The sequence below is a fragment of the Anaeromassilibacillus sp. D41t1_190614_C2 genome (assembly GCF_015558525.1).
Lineage (GTDB): Bacteria > Bacillota > Clostridia > Oscillospirales > Acutalibacteraceae > Anaeromassilibacillus > Anaeromassilibacillus stercoravium.
In genome coordinates this window covers 49,685-67,600 of record NZ_JADMOD010000008.1, presented here as the reverse complement: position 1 = coordinate 67,600, position 17,916 = coordinate 49,685, and the positions used below count along the sequence as shown (strand labels likewise).

17 protein-coding genes are annotated in these 17,916 nt (G+C 54.8%); 6 read left to right on the top strand and 11 right to left on the bottom strand.

Going from position 1 to position 17,916, the window contains the following annotated elements; genetic code table 11:
• Positions 1-18 precede the first annotated feature (18 nt).
• Both I2G69_RS07985 and I2G69_RS07980 read left to right on the top strand, forming a co-directional pair.
• A complete protein-coding gene (locus tag I2G69_RS07985) occupies positions 19-1,836 on the top strand; it encodes a type IV secretory system conjugative DNA transfer family protein (protein WP_195560582.1) in 1,818 nt (605 codons plus the stop codon).
• Positions 1,833-2,090: a helix-turn-helix domain-containing protein gene (locus I2G69_RS07980; protein ID WP_006572730.1), complete on the top strand. Its 258-nt coding sequence runs from the start codon at positions 1,833-1,835 to the stop codon at positions 2,088-2,090. The genes I2G69_RS07985 and I2G69_RS07980 overlap by 4 nt, the downstream gene beginning before the upstream one ends.
• Positions 2,091-2,289: 199 nt before the next feature.
• On the opposite strand, the gene I2G69_RS07975 is transcribed toward I2G69_RS07980, so the two are convergent.
• From I2G69_RS07975 to I2G69_RS07955, 5 genes are read right to left on the bottom strand one after another with little or no spacing between them, the layout of a single operon-like run.
• Complete coding sequence (locus tag I2G69_RS07975; RefSeq protein WP_118428854.1) at positions 2,290-2,706, bottom strand: winged helix-turn-helix domain-containing protein; 417 nt, start codon at positions 2,704-2,706, stop codon at positions 2,290-2,292.
• A complete protein-coding gene (locus I2G69_RS07970; protein WP_195560581.1) occupies positions 2,703-3,098 on the bottom strand; it encodes a metal-dependent transcriptional regulator in 396 nt (131 codons plus the stop codon). The genes I2G69_RS07975 and I2G69_RS07970 overlap by 4 nt, the downstream gene beginning before the upstream one ends.
• 45 nt (positions 3,099-3,143) lie before the next feature.
• Positions 3,144-4,541: an ABC transporter ATP-binding protein gene (locus I2G69_RS07965; RefSeq protein ID WP_195560580.1), complete on the bottom strand. Its 1,398-nt coding sequence runs from the start codon at positions 4,539-4,541 to the stop codon at positions 3,144-3,146.
• Positions 4,538-5,227, bottom strand: coding sequence for an energy-coupling factor transporter transmembrane component T (locus I2G69_RS07960; protein WP_195560579.1), 690 nt, complete (start codon positions 5,225-5,227; stop codon positions 4,538-4,540). Before I2G69_RS07960 ends, I2G69_RS07965 begins: the two co-directional genes overlap by 4 nt.
• Positions 5,224-5,826 carry an MptD family putative ECF transporter S component gene (locus I2G69_RS07955; RefSeq protein ID WP_195560578.1) on the bottom strand — a complete coding sequence of 201 codons (603 nt, stop codon included), beginning with the start codon at positions 5,824-5,826 and terminating at the stop codon, positions 5,224-5,226. The genes I2G69_RS07960 and I2G69_RS07955 overlap by 4 nt, the downstream gene beginning before the upstream one ends.
• Positions 5,827-6,015: 189 nt before the next feature.
• On the opposite strand from I2G69_RS07955, the gene I2G69_RS07950 reads away from it, so the two are divergent.
• Positions 6,016-6,990, top strand: coding sequence for a helix-turn-helix domain-containing protein (locus tag I2G69_RS07950; RefSeq protein ID WP_087294357.1), 975 nt, complete (start codon positions 6,016-6,018; stop codon positions 6,988-6,990).
• Positions 6,991-7,047: 57 nt separating this feature from the next.
• On the top strand, positions 7,048-7,221 hold the full coding sequence (locus tag I2G69_RS07945) for a hypothetical protein (RefSeq protein WP_195560577.1): 174 nt from the start codon (positions 7,048-7,050) through the stop codon (positions 7,219-7,221).
• A 175-nt stretch (positions 7,222-7,396) separates the two neighbouring features.
• Here the strand turns inward: I2G69_RS07945 and I2G69_RS07940 are convergent, their stop codons facing one another.
• Both I2G69_RS07940 and I2G69_RS07935 read right to left on the bottom strand, forming a co-directional pair.
• Positions 7,397-9,106 (bottom strand): ABC transporter ATP-binding protein, encoded by a 1,710-nt coding sequence (locus I2G69_RS07940; protein ID WP_195560576.1) that lies wholly within the window; start codon positions 9,104-9,106, stop codon positions 7,397-7,399.
• Positions 9,099-10,862: an ABC transporter ATP-binding protein gene (locus I2G69_RS07935; protein ID WP_195560575.1), complete on the bottom strand. Its 1,764-nt coding sequence runs from the start codon at positions 10,860-10,862 to the stop codon at positions 9,099-9,101. Before I2G69_RS07935 ends, I2G69_RS07940 begins: the two co-directional genes overlap by 8 nt.
• Positions 10,863-11,031: 169 nt before the next feature.
• On the opposite strand from I2G69_RS07935, the gene I2G69_RS07930 reads away from it, so the two are divergent.
• A complete protein-coding gene (locus I2G69_RS07930; RefSeq protein ID WP_006572705.1) occupies positions 11,032-12,036 on the top strand; it encodes an AraC family transcriptional regulator in 1,005 nt (334 codons plus the stop codon).
• Between the two features lie 53 nt (positions 12,037-12,089).
• Here the strand turns inward: I2G69_RS07930 and I2G69_RS07925 are convergent, their stop codons facing one another.
• The 3 genes from I2G69_RS07925 to I2G69_RS07915 are packed head-to-tail and all read right to left on the bottom strand — an operon-like array spanning position 12,090 to position 14,940.
• Complete coding sequence (locus I2G69_RS07925) at positions 12,090-13,610, bottom strand: ABC transporter ATP-binding protein (RefSeq protein ID WP_195560626.1); 1,521 nt, start codon at positions 13,608-13,610, stop codon at positions 12,090-12,092.
• Positions 13,607-14,332 carry an energy-coupling factor transporter transmembrane component T gene (locus I2G69_RS07920; RefSeq protein ID WP_195560574.1) on the bottom strand — a complete coding sequence of 242 codons (726 nt, stop codon included), beginning with the start codon at positions 14,330-14,332 and terminating at the stop codon, positions 13,607-13,609. The genes I2G69_RS07925 and I2G69_RS07920 overlap by 4 nt, the downstream gene beginning before the upstream one ends.
• Positions 14,329-14,940 (bottom strand): MptD family putative ECF transporter S component, encoded by a 612-nt coding sequence (locus tag I2G69_RS07915; protein ID WP_195560573.1) that lies wholly within the window; start codon positions 14,938-14,940, stop codon positions 14,329-14,331. Before I2G69_RS07915 ends, I2G69_RS07920 begins: the two co-directional genes overlap by 4 nt.
• A 189-nt stretch (positions 14,941-15,129) precedes the next feature.
• Here I2G69_RS07915 and I2G69_RS07910 point away from each other — a divergent pair, with 189 nt between their 5' ends.
• On the top strand, positions 15,130-16,095 hold the full coding sequence (locus tag I2G69_RS07910) for an AraC family transcriptional regulator (protein WP_195560572.1): 966 nt from the start codon (positions 15,130-15,132) through the stop codon (positions 16,093-16,095).
• A gap of 74 nt (positions 16,096-16,169) precedes the next feature.
• Here I2G69_RS07910 and I2G69_RS07905 read toward each other — a convergent pair whose 3' ends face one another.
• Positions 16,170-17,915, bottom strand: coding sequence for an ABC transporter ATP-binding protein (locus I2G69_RS07905; protein WP_195560571.1), 1,746 nt, complete (start codon positions 17,913-17,915; stop codon positions 16,170-16,172).
• Position 17,916 lies beyond the last annotated feature (1 nt).

The window sequence follows — 17,916 nt, the reverse complement described above, 5'->3', positions numbered from 1 at the left end:
CCCTGAAAGGGGTTAACCATGCCACACCAAGTCCTGATTTTGTTGGCCGCCGGCGGGCTGATGTTTCTGGTCATCGGCTGTCTGGCCGCCTTGTCCCACTACTATACCCTGAGCGGGATCAAATCCAAAACGGTCGGCGACGGCCAGCACGGCACCGCAAGATGGGCCACAGCCAAAGAGATCCGGCAGACCTATGCCCATGTTCCCTTCGAGGTGAAGAAATGGCGCAGCGGCCAGAACCTGCCCACGGAGCAGGGGCTGGTGCTGGGGTGCAAGGGAAAGAAAGGCGAACTCACCGCCCTCGTGGACAGCGATGACATCCACTGCCTGATGATCGGTGCTTCCGGCATCGGCAAGACCGCCTATTTTCTCTATCCCAATCTGGAGTACGCCTGCGCCAGCGGCATGAGCTGGCTGGCGCTGGACAGCAAGGGTGACCTCGCCCGCAATTACGGCGCCATTGCCAAGAACTGCTATGGGTATCAGAATGTGGCCGTGATCGACCTACGAAATCCCACCCGCTCGGATGGCAACAATCTGCTGACGCTGGTCAACCGGTATATGGACATTGCCCGGAGTGACCCGAACAATCTCGCGGCCCGGGCCAAGGCCGAGAAATACGCCAAAATCCTGTCCAAGACCATCGTCAATCCGGACGGCGATGACAGCAACCGCGGTCAGAACGCTTTCTTCTACGATGCGGCGGAAGGTCTGCTCACCTCGGTCATCCTGATGCTTGCCGAGTTCCTGCCGCCCGATAAAGACCACCCCCAGGAGCGCCGGCATATCGTCTCCGTGTTCAAGCTGGTGCAGGATCTGCTGGAGCCCAGCCGTGTCAAGGGCAAGAGCCACTTCCAGCTCCTGATGGCAAAACTGCCGCCGGATCACAAGGCGAGGTGGTTTGCCGGTGCCGCCCTCAACAGCGCCGAGCAGGCAATGGCCTCCGTCATGTCCACCGTGCTGTCCCGCTTGAATGCCTTTCTGGACAGCGAGCTGGAGCAGATCCTGTGCTTCGACAGCGCCATTGACGCTGAGAAGTTTGCTTCGGAGAAGTCTGCCATCTTCCTGATCCTGCCGGAAGAAGACACAACCAAGAACTTCATGGCCGGTCTCATGATCCAGAACCTGAGCCGGGAGCTGTTCGCTGTGGCCGATGAGAACGGCGGCAAGCTGAAAAACCGGGTGGTGCTTTTCTGTGACGAATTCGGCACCATGCCCCCGTTTGATATACTGCCCCTTTTCTCCGCTGGACGCTCTCGCCGGTTAACGCTCGTGCCGATCATCCAGTCCTTAGCGCAGCTCGAAAAAAACTACGGGAAAGAGGGCTGCGAGATCATTCAGGACAACTGCCAGGACACCATCTTCGGCGGCTTTGCACCCAACAGCCAGACCGCCGAAGTGCTGTCCAAAGCCCTGGGCAGCCGCACCGTCCTCTCCGGCTCGGTGAGCCGTGGCAAGAACGATCCCAGCCAGAGCCTGCAGATGATGGAGCGCGCCCTGCTGACGCCCGACGAGCTGAAATCCATTCCCAAGGGCAGCTTTATCGTCATGAAAACCGGCACTCATCCCATGCGGACCCGGCTCCAACTCTTCTTAAACTGGGGCATTACCTTCGGGGAGCCGTATGTGGTGCCGGAGAGAGCCAACCGAGCGGTGGCCTATGCCAACCGGGTGGATCTGGAGCGGAATCTCCCGCAGCTCAGTGAGCCGGAGGAGATGGACGAAAGCCGCGGCTATGCGGTATCCAGCCGGGGCGGCATCGCCCATGCTCCGGCTCAGGAGAGGGCTGTAAAAAGAGGAAAGCAAATGAAGACATTCGGAGAGGAGGAACGATGAGTTACTTCGGAACGATTTACGCCGACACTGAGCTTCCCTCCAGAGCGAAGGCGGTCTATATGTACCTGCGGGATCGCTCCGATGCCGAGGGAAAGTGCTGGCCGGGCATTAAGACCATTGCCTCGGACATGAAGCTGTCCCGCTCTACGGTCAAGCGGGCGCTGCACGATCTGGAGCAGCACGGCTATCTGAAAAAGGCTTCCCGGCACAGGCCGAATGGGAGCAGCACCTCCAATCTCTATACCGTGAAATAAAAGAGAGAGTGGTTTGTACCAAAATGTAGTACAAACCACTCTCTGAATGAATGGTAATTTCAAAATCTTCCGCCAAGGGAGAACTGCGCCCATTCGCTGGACTCAGGGGCGGTTCATTGTGAACCACCCAGAAGGTCTCACTCTATCAGAGATTTATGACAGAGAAAAGACATCCATATGAAAGAAAATGATGGTAGAATTACGGTTCATCGACATCCAGGCAGTATCCGACTTCCCGCACGGAGCGAATGTAGAACGGGGCATCTGGATTAGCCCGATACAGCTTCTCGCGCAGGTTGCAGATATGAAAACCTATCGTATTGTTTTCGTTTCCTGTAGTGAAATCGCCCCAGACCTGTTCGTAAATCTGTGCGTAGGTCAGCACACGGCCTTTGTTGGTGGCCAGCAGCAGGAGAATCCGATATTCTTTTGCGGTAAGCTGAATCTCCTGGCGATCCCGAAAGACCTTTCGTCTGCTTGGAAGGATCTCAAGACCAGGGAGCGACACCATCGGTTCCTCATCAATCTCGAATTTTTCTATCTCAGGGTGGTTTTTGAGGATAGACAGGATCTGCTCCAAAACTTCCGTATCTCTTTCGTGCAGCTCCAGAATCATGACTCGTCCGATGATATCACCGCTTTCCCACTCAGTTTACGAGTTGCTTTCAGTCGCTCAAAGGTTTCCTTGCTGACTACATGCTCAATCCGGCAGGCATCCCGTTCGGCAGTAACAGGATCGACACCAGCTGCCACAAGTATCTCTGTAAAAAAGAGATGCTTTTCGTAGGTATCCTCGGCAACCTCACGGCCGAGATCAGTCAGGTGCAGGAAGTGATCTCCATCCATGAGTAGGAAGCCGCCCTTTTTTAGTGTAGCCACCGCATGGCACACGCTGGGCTTGGACACATCCATGTGCCGAGCCACATCCGCAGACCTCACCATGCCCTTTTTCTTTTTGAGGACAAGGATGGCCTCCAGATAATCTTCACCCGATTTGCGTAAAGGCATAGACAGTCCCCCTTCCGTTATGTAGGCGGCTATTTCCTGGACACTTCATGGCTGCTTGTCATTTGGCAGCCAATCCGCCGTCCAAGCCCCACTCTCCCGCAGGAATTCTCCGTCATGGGTGATAACCACCACACATAGCCCCTGCTCCGCTAACTCCCGGAGGCGTCGGCTCACCTCCAGCATGTGGCCATAGTCAAGTCCACTGGTAGGCTCATCAAAGATCAGCAGCTCCTTTCCGCTGAGATAGCCATCTGCAACGGCCAGCCTCTGCTTCTGCCCGCCGGATAGAGCCATGGGGTGAGTATCCGCATACTGAGCCAGATCCATTCGGCCCAAGGTTGTCAAAGCCTCCTGCTCTGTGGCCGTATTTCCCAGCCGGATCTCTGCCAGCACGCTGTCTCCAAAAAGCTGGAGGTTCACATCCTGCATGATTAGGAACGCCTTCCGCCTTCTTTCCGTTCGGCGCAGAGGCTTTCCATCCCAAAAAATTGTACCGCTTTGTTCCTTCATCAAACCGCACAGACACCGGGCCAGGGTGGTCTTGCCTGCCCCGTTTTGGCCGGTAATGGCGGTAATTTGTCCCCTGGGCGCACGGAAGGATACGCCCTCCCATACAGCCGCACCGTTATAGGTCGCCCGCAACTCCCGAACCATCAAACCGTCTGCTCCCGTCGTTGGGCTTGGCTCAGGCGAGGACACCGGTACCTCCGCAATGCTCCGCAGTCCCATGGAGCGGCGTTCCTTCTCGGTCAGAGTGAGGAAATTCTGCCCGGAATATTCCCGTTGCAGCTGCCCACCCCGCAGATAGAACACCCGATCAGCAAGATCCGCAGCGTACCAAAGGCGGTGTTCTGCCATCAGCACGGTCTTCCTGGCCTTTTTCAGCTGTTTCAGAATCTCCCGGAGCTGGCGGATACCCTCCCCATCCAGATTGGAGGAAGGCTCGTCCAGTACAAACAGCTCCGGCCCCATGGCCCAGGCGCTGGCGCAGGCAATGCGCTGTTTCTCTCCACCGGACAGAGCAAAAATGCTCCGCTCCAGCAGCGGCCCCACTCCGCAGACTTGGGCGGCGGATTCCAGAGCCTGTGCCATTTCATCGTGGGACGCTCCACGACTCTCCAGCCCAAAAAGTACCTCGCTGGTGGTGTCCAGATTGAAGAACTGGGACTTGGGGTTCTGAAACACCGAGCCCACCGTCCGCGCCAATTCCCACAGCGGGGTCTGTGCCACATCCTGGCCGCCAACCATAACAGTTCCCGCCAGCGTCCCACCTCCAGTATGCTGAAGCAGGCCATTGACGAGCTTGATGATTGTGGTCTTGCCGCAGCCGCTCTCACCGGTGAGCAGGATAAGTTCCCCCGGTTTCACAGAAAAGGTGCAGTCCCGAAGGCTTGGCGTCTCCTTGCCCTCATAAGCATAGGTCACATGGTCAAAGCTAATCATGGCAACACCCCCTTGCAGCAGATCCCGCCCACGCAGAGGGCCAGAAACAGTAGTGTGACCACCACATCCTGGATGTGAAATCCGATGGGCCGCCAGGAGGACATCTTTCCTGGGTACTCGATGCCCCGAGCGGTGGCGGATTCGCTGAGTTCTTCTGCTGTCTGGGCTGCCCCCATGAGCATTGGTACATAAATGCACTCCAGTTTCTCCTCAAAACCACGGATATTCCGAAGGGCCATGGCATCCCGGATATGGCGCAAATCCTGCCGAAGTGCAGGCAGAAAGCGCAGCGTCACCGCAAGGGTAATAGAAAAACTCCGAGGAGCGCCCATCCTCTCCAAAGCAGCCATGAACTGGCTGACGCTGGTGGTGGCAATCAGATAGGCACCGCCGGCAATACAGGGGAACACCAGAATGAAGTAGGTCACCGTAGCAAAGACCGTAGCCAAAGAGCCGGGCAACAGCGGCAACAGCCAGTATTGTATCGCCAGGATAGCCAGATATGTCGCCAGCAGCCCTCCCAGCATGGTACCTTTCCGTTCTACCAGAAAGAGAATCAAATAGGCTACCATGACACTGAGCTGGAAAACCGCAGGGCTCCAGGTGAATACCACCACATTGGCCAACAGCCAGATCAGGATCTTGGTTCGAGGATCAAGAAAAGAAGGGCGAATATTCTTCCTCATTGGGCCAGCCCGGCCTTGACAAAATGCTTACGCATGAGCTTCATACTCAGCAAGGAGCCCAGAACAGAACCTACCAGAATGCTCAGTACAATGACCCCGAACACCGGCCAGGTCAGCAGGCCCTCCATGGTGGCCATATAGCCAGCGTCCATCATCTGGGCGGCATACTCCAAATAGCTCTCTTTGGTAAACCAGAGGGGCAGAAAGTCCCCGATAAAGCCCAGATTGAAGCAGAAGAAGCCCAGCATCAGCCAGCTTTTCCGCCGGAACTGTCCAGCTCGCAGGCACAGCTCACACAGGATTCCTCCCACCAGTCCTGTGATGGGGAACATCCAGGTAGCAGCCACCAGCACCACGCCGGTGATCAGGCTGGTGAGAAGAAAAGGGCCGTTTTTCCGCACTTTGGCCACCATCAGCATGAACACTGGCCCGATCAGAATGGCATCAATAAAGTGGGTAGCAAACCATACGTAGGGGCTGACACCGCCCACCAGCATAAAAAGGAAGCGAATGGCAATGCACACCGCCCCCAGTGCGCCGGCGGTGATGGCGTCTTTGGCAGTCAGTTTGCGTTTTCCCTGTTCCAATGATTGAGACATATTGAAATTCCTCCTGTTTATAATCGTTAGCCTTAGCTAACCAAAAAACAGAATAGCATAGCTGACTACCTGCCGGCAACTCCATACAGGCATTTTAGCTCCAAATAGCTTGCAGTTTTTGAGCAATCATTGACGACTCCTCCCCAGTCAGTTACAATCAAACCAAATCAAACAACGGAGGCGCTGCCCATGTCCAATATGTCGCAACTTTTTGATGCCAGCCGTTTCCCAGGCGATGTGAAGGTTCGATCCAATGGCAAGGCTACGGTGATGACCCGCTGTGGTTCAGAGAACGGAAGCCTGCGACTGTTTTCTTTGTGGGAGGGCGCAATTCTTTCCTTCAACCGGATCTATACCCAGGTCTGGCCTCTGGCGCAGAACGAGGCAGCCAACATCCTGCTGCTGAACTTCTGCCAGAAGGGGCGCTGTGAGGTGGTGCTGGAGGATGGACAGTTTGCCTTTCTCTCTCAAGGACACATGGCCGTAGGAACCCAGCAGGCTCAGGAGGAGTATCGCTACCCCAGCGGTCTCTATGAGGGTATCGAGTTGTTTTTGGATCTGGATTTGTTGGCCCATCGTCCCTATCCACTGTTTCAGGAGGGGGAAGTAAGCCCGGAGGGGATCATGGAGCACCTGCATACCTCCCGCCGACTGTATTTGGGACCCACGCCTGCCTGTGTGCAGACATTGCTGGATGACCTGTGGCAGCTTCGAGATTCGGAGGAAGTGGGACTGCTGAAACTTCTCTCCGCCCTGCTGCTTTGGAAGGTAGAACGCCAGCCTCTTGAAACCAGTCCCGCAGTCCGCTATTTTACCAGCTCCCAAGTGGCCATCGCCAGGGAGACACGGAACATTCTGTGCGCAGACCTGAGCCAGAACCATACAGCGCGGGAACTGGCGGAGCGGTTCCAGGTTGCCGAAACCAGTCTTAAGAACTACTTCCGCGGTGTGTTTGGAGAAAACCTCTCCACATTTTTACGAGAGGTGAGGATGCGCCGGGCAGCAGAATTGCTGCAGAGCAGCGAATTACGAGTGGCGGAGATCGCAGCACAGGTAGGCTACGAAAATCAGAGCAAATTTGCCGCAGTTTTTGTCCGGCACTTCGGTTGCCCGCCGCTGGAGTATCGCCGCAGGGCACACCTTTCGATTGCTGATGACAATTAGAGTCCATGTACAAGGCGTGGCTCTTTTTGCAAAGGACGCTACCACTGCTGGCTCTCTGTGACAGCAGACGGACTGATCCGTCTAACGAAACCGATGATGGATTTTCTTCGCATTGCCCCAGGGATGCGGCTCTTATCCATCCGCAGCAGCGACATTGCCTTCACCATGGGTGCCAAGGGGCCGCTTCTGGAAAAGGCGGATCGCTATAATGGCGTGATTCCAGAATTCTGAATTATGACAAAAAGCGGTCGTTGACAAGGATATTCTGTCAGCGACCGCTTCTCTGTCTGCAGCCATGAACATTCTGGCAAGGAAATCAACTGGGTAGCAATTTGCACTCCGGTTGATTTCTTTATTGGGATAGAAGGAGAAAGAATCGTTGGCAGTGCCGGGGAAGCATCTCCACTTAATTGGACAGTCTTTGCTCAGCTGCCCACATAGCGGCATATTTTCCGCCTCTGGCCAGCAGCTCCTCATGGGTGCCGGACTCCGCAATGTTCCCGTCTGCTACCACCAGAATCTGATCCGCATTTCGAACGATAGACAGGGTATGTGCAATCATGATTACTGTCTTTCGCTCTGACAAAAGCCCCAGGATTGCCCGCTTGACCGCCAGCTCGTTTTCAATGTCCAGTGAGGCAGTGGCCTCATCCAGCAGCAGGATGGGGCTGTTTTTCAAAATAGCCCGGGCGATGGACAGACGCTGACGCTCCCCGCCGGAGAGAAAGTTTCCGTTTTCCCCAATAGGGGTGTCATAGCCATGCTCCAGCTTCTGTATGAAGCCGTCACATCCAGCCGCACGGCAGGCGGCCTCCACCTCATGGTCTGTGGCCGAGGGGCGGGCATGGCGGATATTCTCCCGAACTGTATCATCAAAGAGGAACACCTGCTGATCCACCATGGAGATCTGCTCCAGCACCCGTTCTGCCGCCACGGTCTCAATGGACTGCCCTCCAATGGAGATGTCGCCGCTCTGCGGTTCGTAGTATTTGGCGATCAGATTGAGAATGGTGGATTTTCCGGAACCGGAGTCTCCTACAATGGCGGTGAGCTTTCCTGCCGGCGCCGTAAAGGACAGTTCCTTCAGCACCGGCTCTCCCGGCACATAGGAGAAGGAGACCGAGCGGAAGGTGATGTTCTGCTCAGCAGGATGGAAGGGCGCCATGGAACCTCTCTCCTCCGGTTCCGCCATCACCTGGAGGATATTGTTCTTGGAGACCATCAGGTGCTTCCATTCAAAGAGATCGATGGAAATGGCAGTGGTAAGCTTGGTCAGCAGAATGGGCAGCATGGAGACCATGAGATAATCCACATTGCTCAGCGTACCGGCTGCCCAGGGGCCGGCTGCCAGCGCCATGATGGCCGGCACACTGCACCAGCTGAGAATGTTATACCCGAAGCCAATAGGGATGCCCTTTGCCTCGTACAGATAACACACCCGGCTGAACCTCCGCATCGCCTCAGTAGTAGCCTGATTCTGGACGCCACCCATATGATAGGCACGGAAGGTCTGGATACCATCGATGTACTCCACGATGCTGCTGACCGTCTCGGCACTGACCTCATGCTTGGCCACGCCGTATTTGGCAACAACGCGGAAGGAAAGCCACAGATTTGGGATCAGCCCCGCTACCACCAAGAAAAGAATCAGCCCCGCCGGCAGATACACCTTGCATACAAAGCCTACCAGCATGGCGGCCAGCACCGCGTTTTTGGTGATGTTGCCGCTGGAGTGGGTCAGGATCTTCTCGTAGCTGCCCACATCGCTGGTCATGGTATTCACATACTCTCCCACCTGTCCCTGGGTGAAGCGGGAAAGAGGGATTTGTTTGAGTTTGTCACCCAGCCGAAGCCGCAGTCCTTTGGAAACAGCAGCTCCGCCCAGCTGAACCTGCGTGTAACCGGCGGCGTAAATGACCAGTCGAATCAGGAAGATGCCCGCAAGAAACGCAGTCAGCAGCCCGAGCCGCTGTGCGCTCAGGCTGCCCTCAGACAGCCCGGACAGAACCATATAAATGGACAAGTAGCTGCACCCGGACAGCAGCCCTTCCACTACCGTGAGGATCACACCGGAATAGAAGGCCCGATTTTTACGGAACACATTTGCCTCACGCATGCTGCACACCCCCTTCCACGGAATAGGCAATGGCACGGGCGGCCCGGTAATCCGCCCAAGCCCTGCGGTAGTATTCATTTTTCTCCAGCATCTCTTCATGGGTACCACAGCAGGTAATGGTGTTGTTCTCCACTACTGCCACCTTGTCGCACAGCTTGATGGCGCCCAGCCGGTGGGCCACGATCACAACTGTCTTGCCCCGGCACAGGTTTTCAATGGCCCGGTCGATCTCCACCTGGTTTTCCGGATCAGCCGCTGAGGTGGCTTCATCCAGGATCAGAATGGGGGCGTTTTTCAAAATAGCTCGGGCGATGGCAATCCGCTGCCGCTCCCCACCGGAGAAACGGGAGCCGAAAGTACCCACCTTGGTTTCATAGCCCTGGGGCAGCGATTGGATGAAATCATCGATCTGCGCCAGTCTGGCAGCCTCGCGCACCTGCTCCAGTGTTGCTCCCGAGTTCATGCGAATGTTTTCCAGCACGCTTCCCCGGGTCAGAAAGGTCTTCTGGAACACCAGAGAGATATGGTCCAACAGGTCCTCGTAGTCCAGCTCCCGCACATCTCTGCCGCCGATGCGGACCGTTCCCTGGGTCACATCGTAAGAGCGGGCCATCAGCTGGATCACGGTGCTTTTGCCTGCACCGGACACCCCCACCAGCGCCACCTTTTCCCCCGGCGCCACAGTGAGGGAGCAATCCCTGAGCACACCGGTCTTTCCATCGTAGGAAAAGGAGACATGATCCAGGGTAATGCCGCAGGTCTCCGGAAAGGCCGCGCCACTGGAAAAGGTGGGCAGATCCAGGATCTCCTCCACCTTTTTCACGCCGGAAAGCGCCTGAGCAAAGGTGGTGGCCAGTTTTTGCAGGGGCAGGATCTCGGTGAGATACATCCCGCCCACATAGGCAAAGAGCAGAAATACGCTGCCGGTAACGCTTCCCCGGAGGAAAAGCAGGCCGCCTACTGGAACCATCAGCACCATTCCGCACTCCACCAGCAGCAGAAAGGCGGCATAGGGCGGAGCCGTCTTGTGTGTGACCAGGTTCCAGATCCGGTTCTCCTCCTCAATGGCATGGGAAAATTTCTGGAAGGAGCGGCTGCCCATGTTATACGCTTTGATCAGCCGCATACCGGAGATGTACTCAATCATCACGGAATTAAAGCCTACCAGGGAGCGGTTGACATCGGACAAGACCCCCTTCATTCTTCGGAAGATGACCGCCATCACAATGCCGGCCAGGGGCAGCGGGAGTAGGGAGACCAGGGCCAGAGGGGCATTGACGGAGAGCAGATACAGGAAAATCACAACCGGTCCTGTGAGATAGGCCACAAATTCCGGCAGGTTGTGGGCCAGAAACAGTTCCAACTTCTCGATGTCCTCATTGAGAACGGTCTTGACCGCGCCTGTGCTCCGCTCGTCCAAGGCTCCAAGAGACACTTTGGCAAGATGCTCCGTTACCATGCACCGCACTCGAAACAGCGCCCCATAGGCTCCCTTGTGAGACAGCACACCCGAAGTACCCAGCAGCACCAGCCTTCCCACGGTGCCCGCCGTGACCAGCAAAGCGCAGTCGGCGATAACTGCTTTGGTACAGGCGCCGGAGAGCACCGCATCCATCAGCCGGTAAATGCCAATATACGATGTGATGACCAGAATACCGCTGCCAAAGGCACACAAAACGGACAGGATCAGCCATTTCCGTTCCGGCCCGGCCCACTGCAGCAGCCGCATCACCGGTGATGGCCGTTTTTCTTTCATCGTCTGTTCCTCCTTCCCCCGGCTTGACGAGAGCGCCGGGAAGTGATATTTTAGTTAGCAGATACTAACCAACATCCATCCTACCGGCAAAACAGCGGTATCGCAAGGCTTTGGGCGCGGTTCCGGCTGATTGGGGTGGAGATGTGGCTGATCGAGGTGGTGACAGATTATGGCGGCAAATAAAGACTTGGAGCAGCAATATGGCCGGGCGATGGAGGAACACGGGTTTCTTCCAGATCCGGAGAACCGGCGTTACGGCTCCATGGGGCTGTGCTGGCGGCACACCTCCCAGCAGGGCGGCGGTTTTTTCTGGACCTACGGGCAGCAGGATCTCTATACCATCAAGATCCATGATTTCTTTTTCCATGAGGATCAGCTGCTGGAGTTCCATTGGCCGGAGAGTCTCAGTGTCACCTGGTATGAATCCATTTCCGGTGAGGAGTTCTCCCCCTGCCGCCGTCTTGTTCCAGGCTGTGTCAAAAGTTTTATCGGAGGTCGGGAACCATACCGGGCGCTCATCCACAGGCAGATCCCCATCGTTTCCATTGGCGTGGAGATCACCCCGGCTTACTACCGGGATTATCTGCGCCGCCAGTTTCCCCAGGAGTATCAAAGCCTGCTGGAGTCTTTTCAAACGCTGGATCAGACAGAACACTTCCCGGAAATGGTGCAGCTCTTGAAACAGGTGCGCGACTACCGGGGGGAGGGGCTTCCCGCCCGTTTGTTTTATGATGGGAAGGTGGCGGAGGCGGTGGCGCTGGTGGCAGAGCGGCACCTGAAGCGCAAGAACCGCCGTTCTGTCAGTGCGGAGGATATGGTACGGCTGGCCGATGTGGCAGCCTTCATCACGGCCCACTGTGCGGATGAACTGCCGCTGGAACGTCTCAGCCGTATTGGCTGCATGAGTATTTCCAAGCTGAAGGATGCCTTCCATGTCCGGTATGGCTGCACGATTACCCAGTACATTCAGGGGCAGCGCACGGAGCAGGCTGGGCGGCTGCTGCGGGAAACCGACCTGCCGGTGAGCCAGGTGGCGGCCATTGTTGGGTATCAGAATCCCAGCCGTTTCGCGGAGATCTTCCGGCGAAACACCGGACGCTCCCCTGCGGAATACCGCAGAGCATACTGCAACTACTTCACGGAAAAAACCGACATGGAAAGGAAAGATCCTTAATAGAAACCAAGAGGCCGCATGGGGAACATTCCGCCATGCGGCTTTTGCAATCGTCAGCAATCGGCAGCACAGAATCGGCTTTTCCTGTGTTCTGTCCGTCCCGGCCTGCTTTCTGAAATGGAGAACAATTCTCTCAATGTAGGGAGAGCGTCCATGGTAACAGGCACATCGTCGGGCATTTCTCCTTCATCAAAGTGGAGGATGCGGGAACAGGTACGACTGACAAATTCAAAATCATGTGTGACAATAAAGATGACTTTTCCCATATCAGACAGCCGCCGGATCAGACCCGCAACCTGTGTCATGCTATCAAAATCCAGCCCGCTGGTCGGCTCGTCAAACACCAGCAGGTCTTTCCCACAAATCATGCTGACCGCTACCGCCACCCGCTGCTTTTGACCTCCGGACAGGGTATTGGGGTGGCGGTCTCTGAATGGGGCCAGGGCCAACTCTTCCAGTGTTGCGTCAACGAGCGTCTGTTTCGGATTGCGGATACCGAATGTACATTCTGACTCCACACTATCCGCAAAAAGCTCGTAGTTCACATCCTGCATGACCATATAGGAATGCCGCAGGCGATCTTTGTGATCCATGGACAGACCGTTCCAAAAGAATTGACCATCACAGGCCTTGTGAAGCCCGCACAAAGCACGGGAAAAGGTCGTTTTTCCGGCCCCATTGTGGCCAACGACACCAATTACCTCTCCCTTTGCAGCTGTAAGGCTGATGTTGTGCAAAACGGTTCTCTTCTTATAGCGAAGGGCTACATTTTTAAGTTCCAGGATAGGATCTGGAACAGGCGCAAGGGAATGGTCCCGCGGCGGGAGAACATAATGCAAATCGATCGCTCGAAGGCCCATATGTTCTCGAGTATCCTCCGACAGCTGCCGAAATGCTTCCGGCGTAAAGACCTGCATGATTTTCCCGTGTTCCAAATACACAATCCGGTCCACCAGATCCATCAAATAGTACAACCTATGTTCTGCAATCAATATGGTTTTTCCCTGCGATTTGATCAGCCTGAGATGTTCTCCCAATTCTTGAATGGAACGCATATCCAAATTGGAGGACGGTTCATCCAAAAGATATATTTGAGGATTCATCGCATAGACCGAAGCAAACGCTATCTTTTGCTTTTCTCCACCGGATAACTCGAAGATGTTGCGATTACGGAGGTTTTCAATGTGCAGTTCTGCCGATGTACGATCCACGCGTTCTCTCAGCTGGCAAACTGGAAGTGCTTGATTCTCAATACCAAAAGCGATCTCGCTGTCTGTATCCACATTGAAAAACTGTGTCCTTGGGTTTTGAAACACCGATCCAACCTTTGCGGCAATCTGGTGCATGGGAAGATCACGGACTTCCTGACCATCCACCAGTACGCTGCCCGCCAGTTCTCCTGCGTAGAATTGCGGGATCAAACCGTTTACAAGCCTCGTGATGGTGGTCTTTCCGCAGCCGCTCCGGCCACAGAACAGCACACATTCTCCGTCCTCTATGGTCAGGTTGATGTCTTGCAGCCCGTCTCCTGTTTGTCCTTGATAAGTAAATGACACATGCTTTAACTCAATCATCCCAGCACCCCCTTTCCATAAAGCCCGACAACCAACGCGCCTGCAAAGCAAAAGACTGCCGCAATGTCCATCAAACCAATATGGATCTGCACCAGACAAGTTCGAGGCTTTGGGTTTTCAATGCCGCGGGTGATAGAAGCGATGGACAGTTCATCCGCCGCTTTGGATGCCGCCATCATCAACGGAACATAGATACACTCCACCGTTATTCCGGGATGTGTCAGGAGCCCCTTAAGCGAAGGTGAGACGTCCCGCATCCGCATCGCATCCTTGATAAACCGCCAATCCTCCTGAATGGTAGGGATATAACGCAGCATGACCGCCAAGGGGATTACCAGCTTTTGGGGTGCATGGATGCGATTCATCGCCGAGAGGAATTCGCTGACCTTTGTAGTGGAGATGACAATGCCGGACAGCATCCCGCAGGGGTAGACCTTATGGAACAACCCTAAAAAAGCGATAAACATGGTGCGCCAAGTTCCGGTCATGGTATCCATAATCCAGATGGTGAGCAGAACGATCAGCGCATAGAACAGCACTCCCTTCCAGGCATACTTCCACTTTCCAAAACAAATGCCGAGCAGTCCAATCAGCACCACAAGGCCCAGTTCGTAGAATAAAGATGGAGCCATCATGGCAGAGAGGATACACAGCACGAGCAGTAATATCTTCGTTCTGGGGTCCAGCCACAGTCTGCGCCTGAATAACGCTCCGCCAATCATGCGGTGATCCCAGCCTTTTCAAACTGCTTTTTCAGCAGCTTTCCACCGATCCAACCACTGAACGCAGCAATCGCCAGCGTTCCGATAATGATGACAGCCAACAGCCAGGAAGGCGCAGATGCGCTCATTGTGTCAATATAGGACTGTTCCGTGCCGTTTTCCAGCATTGTACTGGCCCAGCCTTGCGGATCAGTAAAAAACACCACATAGGTGTAAACGCCGCCCAACGACATCAGCATATAGGACAGCAGATTGACCGCCTTGTTGCGGTAATGTCCCGCACCAGCTACCAGATCGGCGATAATTCCCATTCCGATATAGCCTAAAGAAAAAGCCCAGTGCATTCCGGTAACGAACCAGATGATCCCCATAACGATGCCAAGAATGGTGACGCTCCACCGCTTCTGAACCTTGGCGATCATCAGAAGATATACAGGGCCGCACAGCAATGCTGCACCCATCGGCATATAGAATGTCAAAACCGGGTTTGGTGCAAAGAAAATACCGCCAATCATGGTAAACACCAAGAAAATTGCGCTGAAAATGCCGGTTGTCACAAGATCTTTGATCGTGAGACTCTTTTTTGCGGGATTGATTTGGTTGCTCATGTTGATCCTCCTATTTTGCAATGCGTTGACTTTATGGGATAGGTATGCTATCCTTTGGTTAGATATGGCTAACCGTTATATATAATTACACCATGCACAACCTGCTTTCAATCGTTTGGAGCGAGGTTCGTCCTATCATTTCAAAAATTCGTCTAATCATTGCAAAACAAGGGAGGCGTATCTATTGTAATGACCGGTATCATCGAGCAATACTATGCGCCATTACTGAAAAAGCACGGTTTTGTACCGGAACCAGATAATGATCAGTATGGTCCTCTGGGGCTTTGCTGGAAGCTATCTCCGGAAGTTGGCGAAGGTTCCTATTGGACCTACGGGCAAAGGGATCTGTTCGACATCAAGATACACAACTTCTCTTTCAATAAGGATTTTATGCTGGAATTTGATCTCCCGGAATGTCTCAGTATTACCCGTTACGATTCTATCTCCGGTGAAGAGTTGTCTCCGTATCGCCGGTTGTCAGCCGGATGTATCAAGACCTATGTGGGCGGATACAAGCCATATCAAGTAATCGTCCACAAAAATATACCGGTTCGATCCATAGGCATCGAGATCACCCCTGCATATTATGAGGATTATCTGAAAAAACAATATCCAGAAGTATATCGGAATCCTGTCGAGGCTTTTCGGGAAATCGACCAAACAACAGATTTCCCGGAAATGTACCGGCTTCTATCAGAACTACAGAGTTACCGTGGAACCGGAATTGCAGCTAAACTCTATTATGAGAGCAAGGTAGCCGAGGCGCTCTCTCTGGTGGTTGAATATCAAAAAAAGCGTTCAGTTTCAGATCACAAACTGGCTTCTCAGGATTTGGAACGGATTCAAACCGTAGCGGCCTATCTGAGTGATCATTACGCTGGTGAAGTACCCATAGAACGTCTGGCACAAATCGCCTGCATGGGTACGACAAAACTCAAAAGCAGCTTCAAGAAGGTCTATGGCTGCACGATCACAGAGTATATACAGCAGCGCCGCATGAGTCAGGCAGAATATCTGCTGGCTCATACCGATCTGCAAATTGGTCAGATTGCTCAAACGATAGGATATTCTACATCCAGCCGGTTTGCGGAACTGTTTCGAAGAAGCACCGGCTTGCTCCCGCTGGAGTACAGGAAAATGGCAAAGCGAAAGTGATACAAAGCCAAAATCCAAAGAATCATCCCAAAACAGTATGTGGGGAGGCAGATCTGCCTCCCCACATACTTATTTTATATCCGCCAGCCCTCAGCCCGCTGTCGGATCTCGATAAAGTTCCGGTAAGTTCCCTCTTGGCTCATCAGCTCCTGATGGGTGCCCTGCTGAGCAATGCGACCATCCTCCACCACTAAAATCCGGTCTGCGTTTTGGATTGTAGCCAGACGGTGGGCGATGGTGATGATGGTCTTCCCCCGCACCAGAGCAGAGAGCGCCGCCTGGATCTCATGCTCATTCTCCGGGTCCACGCTGGCGGTGGCCTCATCGAGAATGATGATGGGGGCGTCCTTCAGCAGGCACCGGGCAATGGAAATGCGCTGTTTTTCTCCGCCGGAAAGGTTGGAGCCGCCTTCTCCCACCATGGTGTCGTACCCTTGGGGCAGCGCCATGATGAAGTCATGGCAGCGGGCCGCTTTGGCTGCGGCGATTACATCCTCCTCGGCAGCATCCGGACGGCCAAAACGGATGTTATTGCGGATGGTGTCGTGGAACAGATACACATTCTGAAATACCATAGCAATGTTGCGTAAAAGGCTGTCGCAGGTCATCTTCCGGATGTCATAGCCGCCCACGGTGATGCGTCCCTGATCCACATCATAAAACCGGGCCAGCAGCGCGCAGAGGGTGCTCTTCCCGCTGCCGGACGGCCCTACAATGGCGGTGGCGCTGTTTTGCGGCAGCTGGAAGGAAACATTGTGGATCACCTCCCGTGTTCCGTAACCGAAGGAGACATGGTCGAAGCAGATGTCGTAATGCTCCAAAGAGATGTCTTTCCCATCCTGATCCGGCAGTTCCGTTCCCTCCAGTTCTTCCAGACGGTCCAGCACCGAGTCCGTGACAGAAAGGATATGGGCGGCGTCGTTGATGGACTCCACACTGCCGAAGATCGTGAAGGAAAACATGGCAGCCATCAGGAGCACCGGCAGCTCCAAGGTTCCGTTCATAGTCTGCCAGCCGGCGGTGAACACCAGGCCAACAGCTGCGGCCTTCAGAGAAAACAGGTGCAGGCAGTTCCAGGGCACAAATCCAAACTCGTTTTTGATACGGATGTCCTTATTGGCCCGGCACGCCTCAAAAAACCGCTGGGAGGACGCCCCCTCCTGTCCGAAGGATTTGACCACCGAAAGGCCGTGGATGTACTCAATGGCTGCCCCGGACAATGCCTCTTGGGCCCGGTGTCCCACCGGAGCGGTGCGGGCACTCTGCCGCCCGATGCCGCGGAGGGCAAAGGCGGACAGCAGCACACCCACCACTGCCACCAGCGCCGCCTCGGGGCAGAAGAACGCCATGCACAAAACGATGACCAGTACCTGCAGATAGCCGTTGATGACCGCATCCACCATCTTCATGCTTTGCAGCTCCAGGGTACTGAGCTCCGTGGTCAGAGCAGCCAGAATGTCGCCCAGGTTATTCTTAGAGAAATACCCCAGGGAAACCCGTTTGAGCAGGTCACCAAGTTCCAGTCTCTGCTGCGCCGCCCGCTCTGTTCCGATACTCTCCTGGAGCCGGTTTTTCCAGTAAGCACACACGAAGCGCAGAACGATCAGCAGGATGATCCCGCCCAGGCACAGCCAGGGGAGCCTGGCGTCCAGCGCCGTCCCCTCCTGGGCACTCTCGATGACCAGCCCAAGGGCCCAGGCCGTCAGCATCACCGGCCCGGCGGCGGCCCAGGTGGCAAGAAACGAACAGAGGCTTCCGAGATACAGCCGTCTGTGGTACCCCTTTGTCCAACGCAGAATCCGATTCATACTCTGAAACATC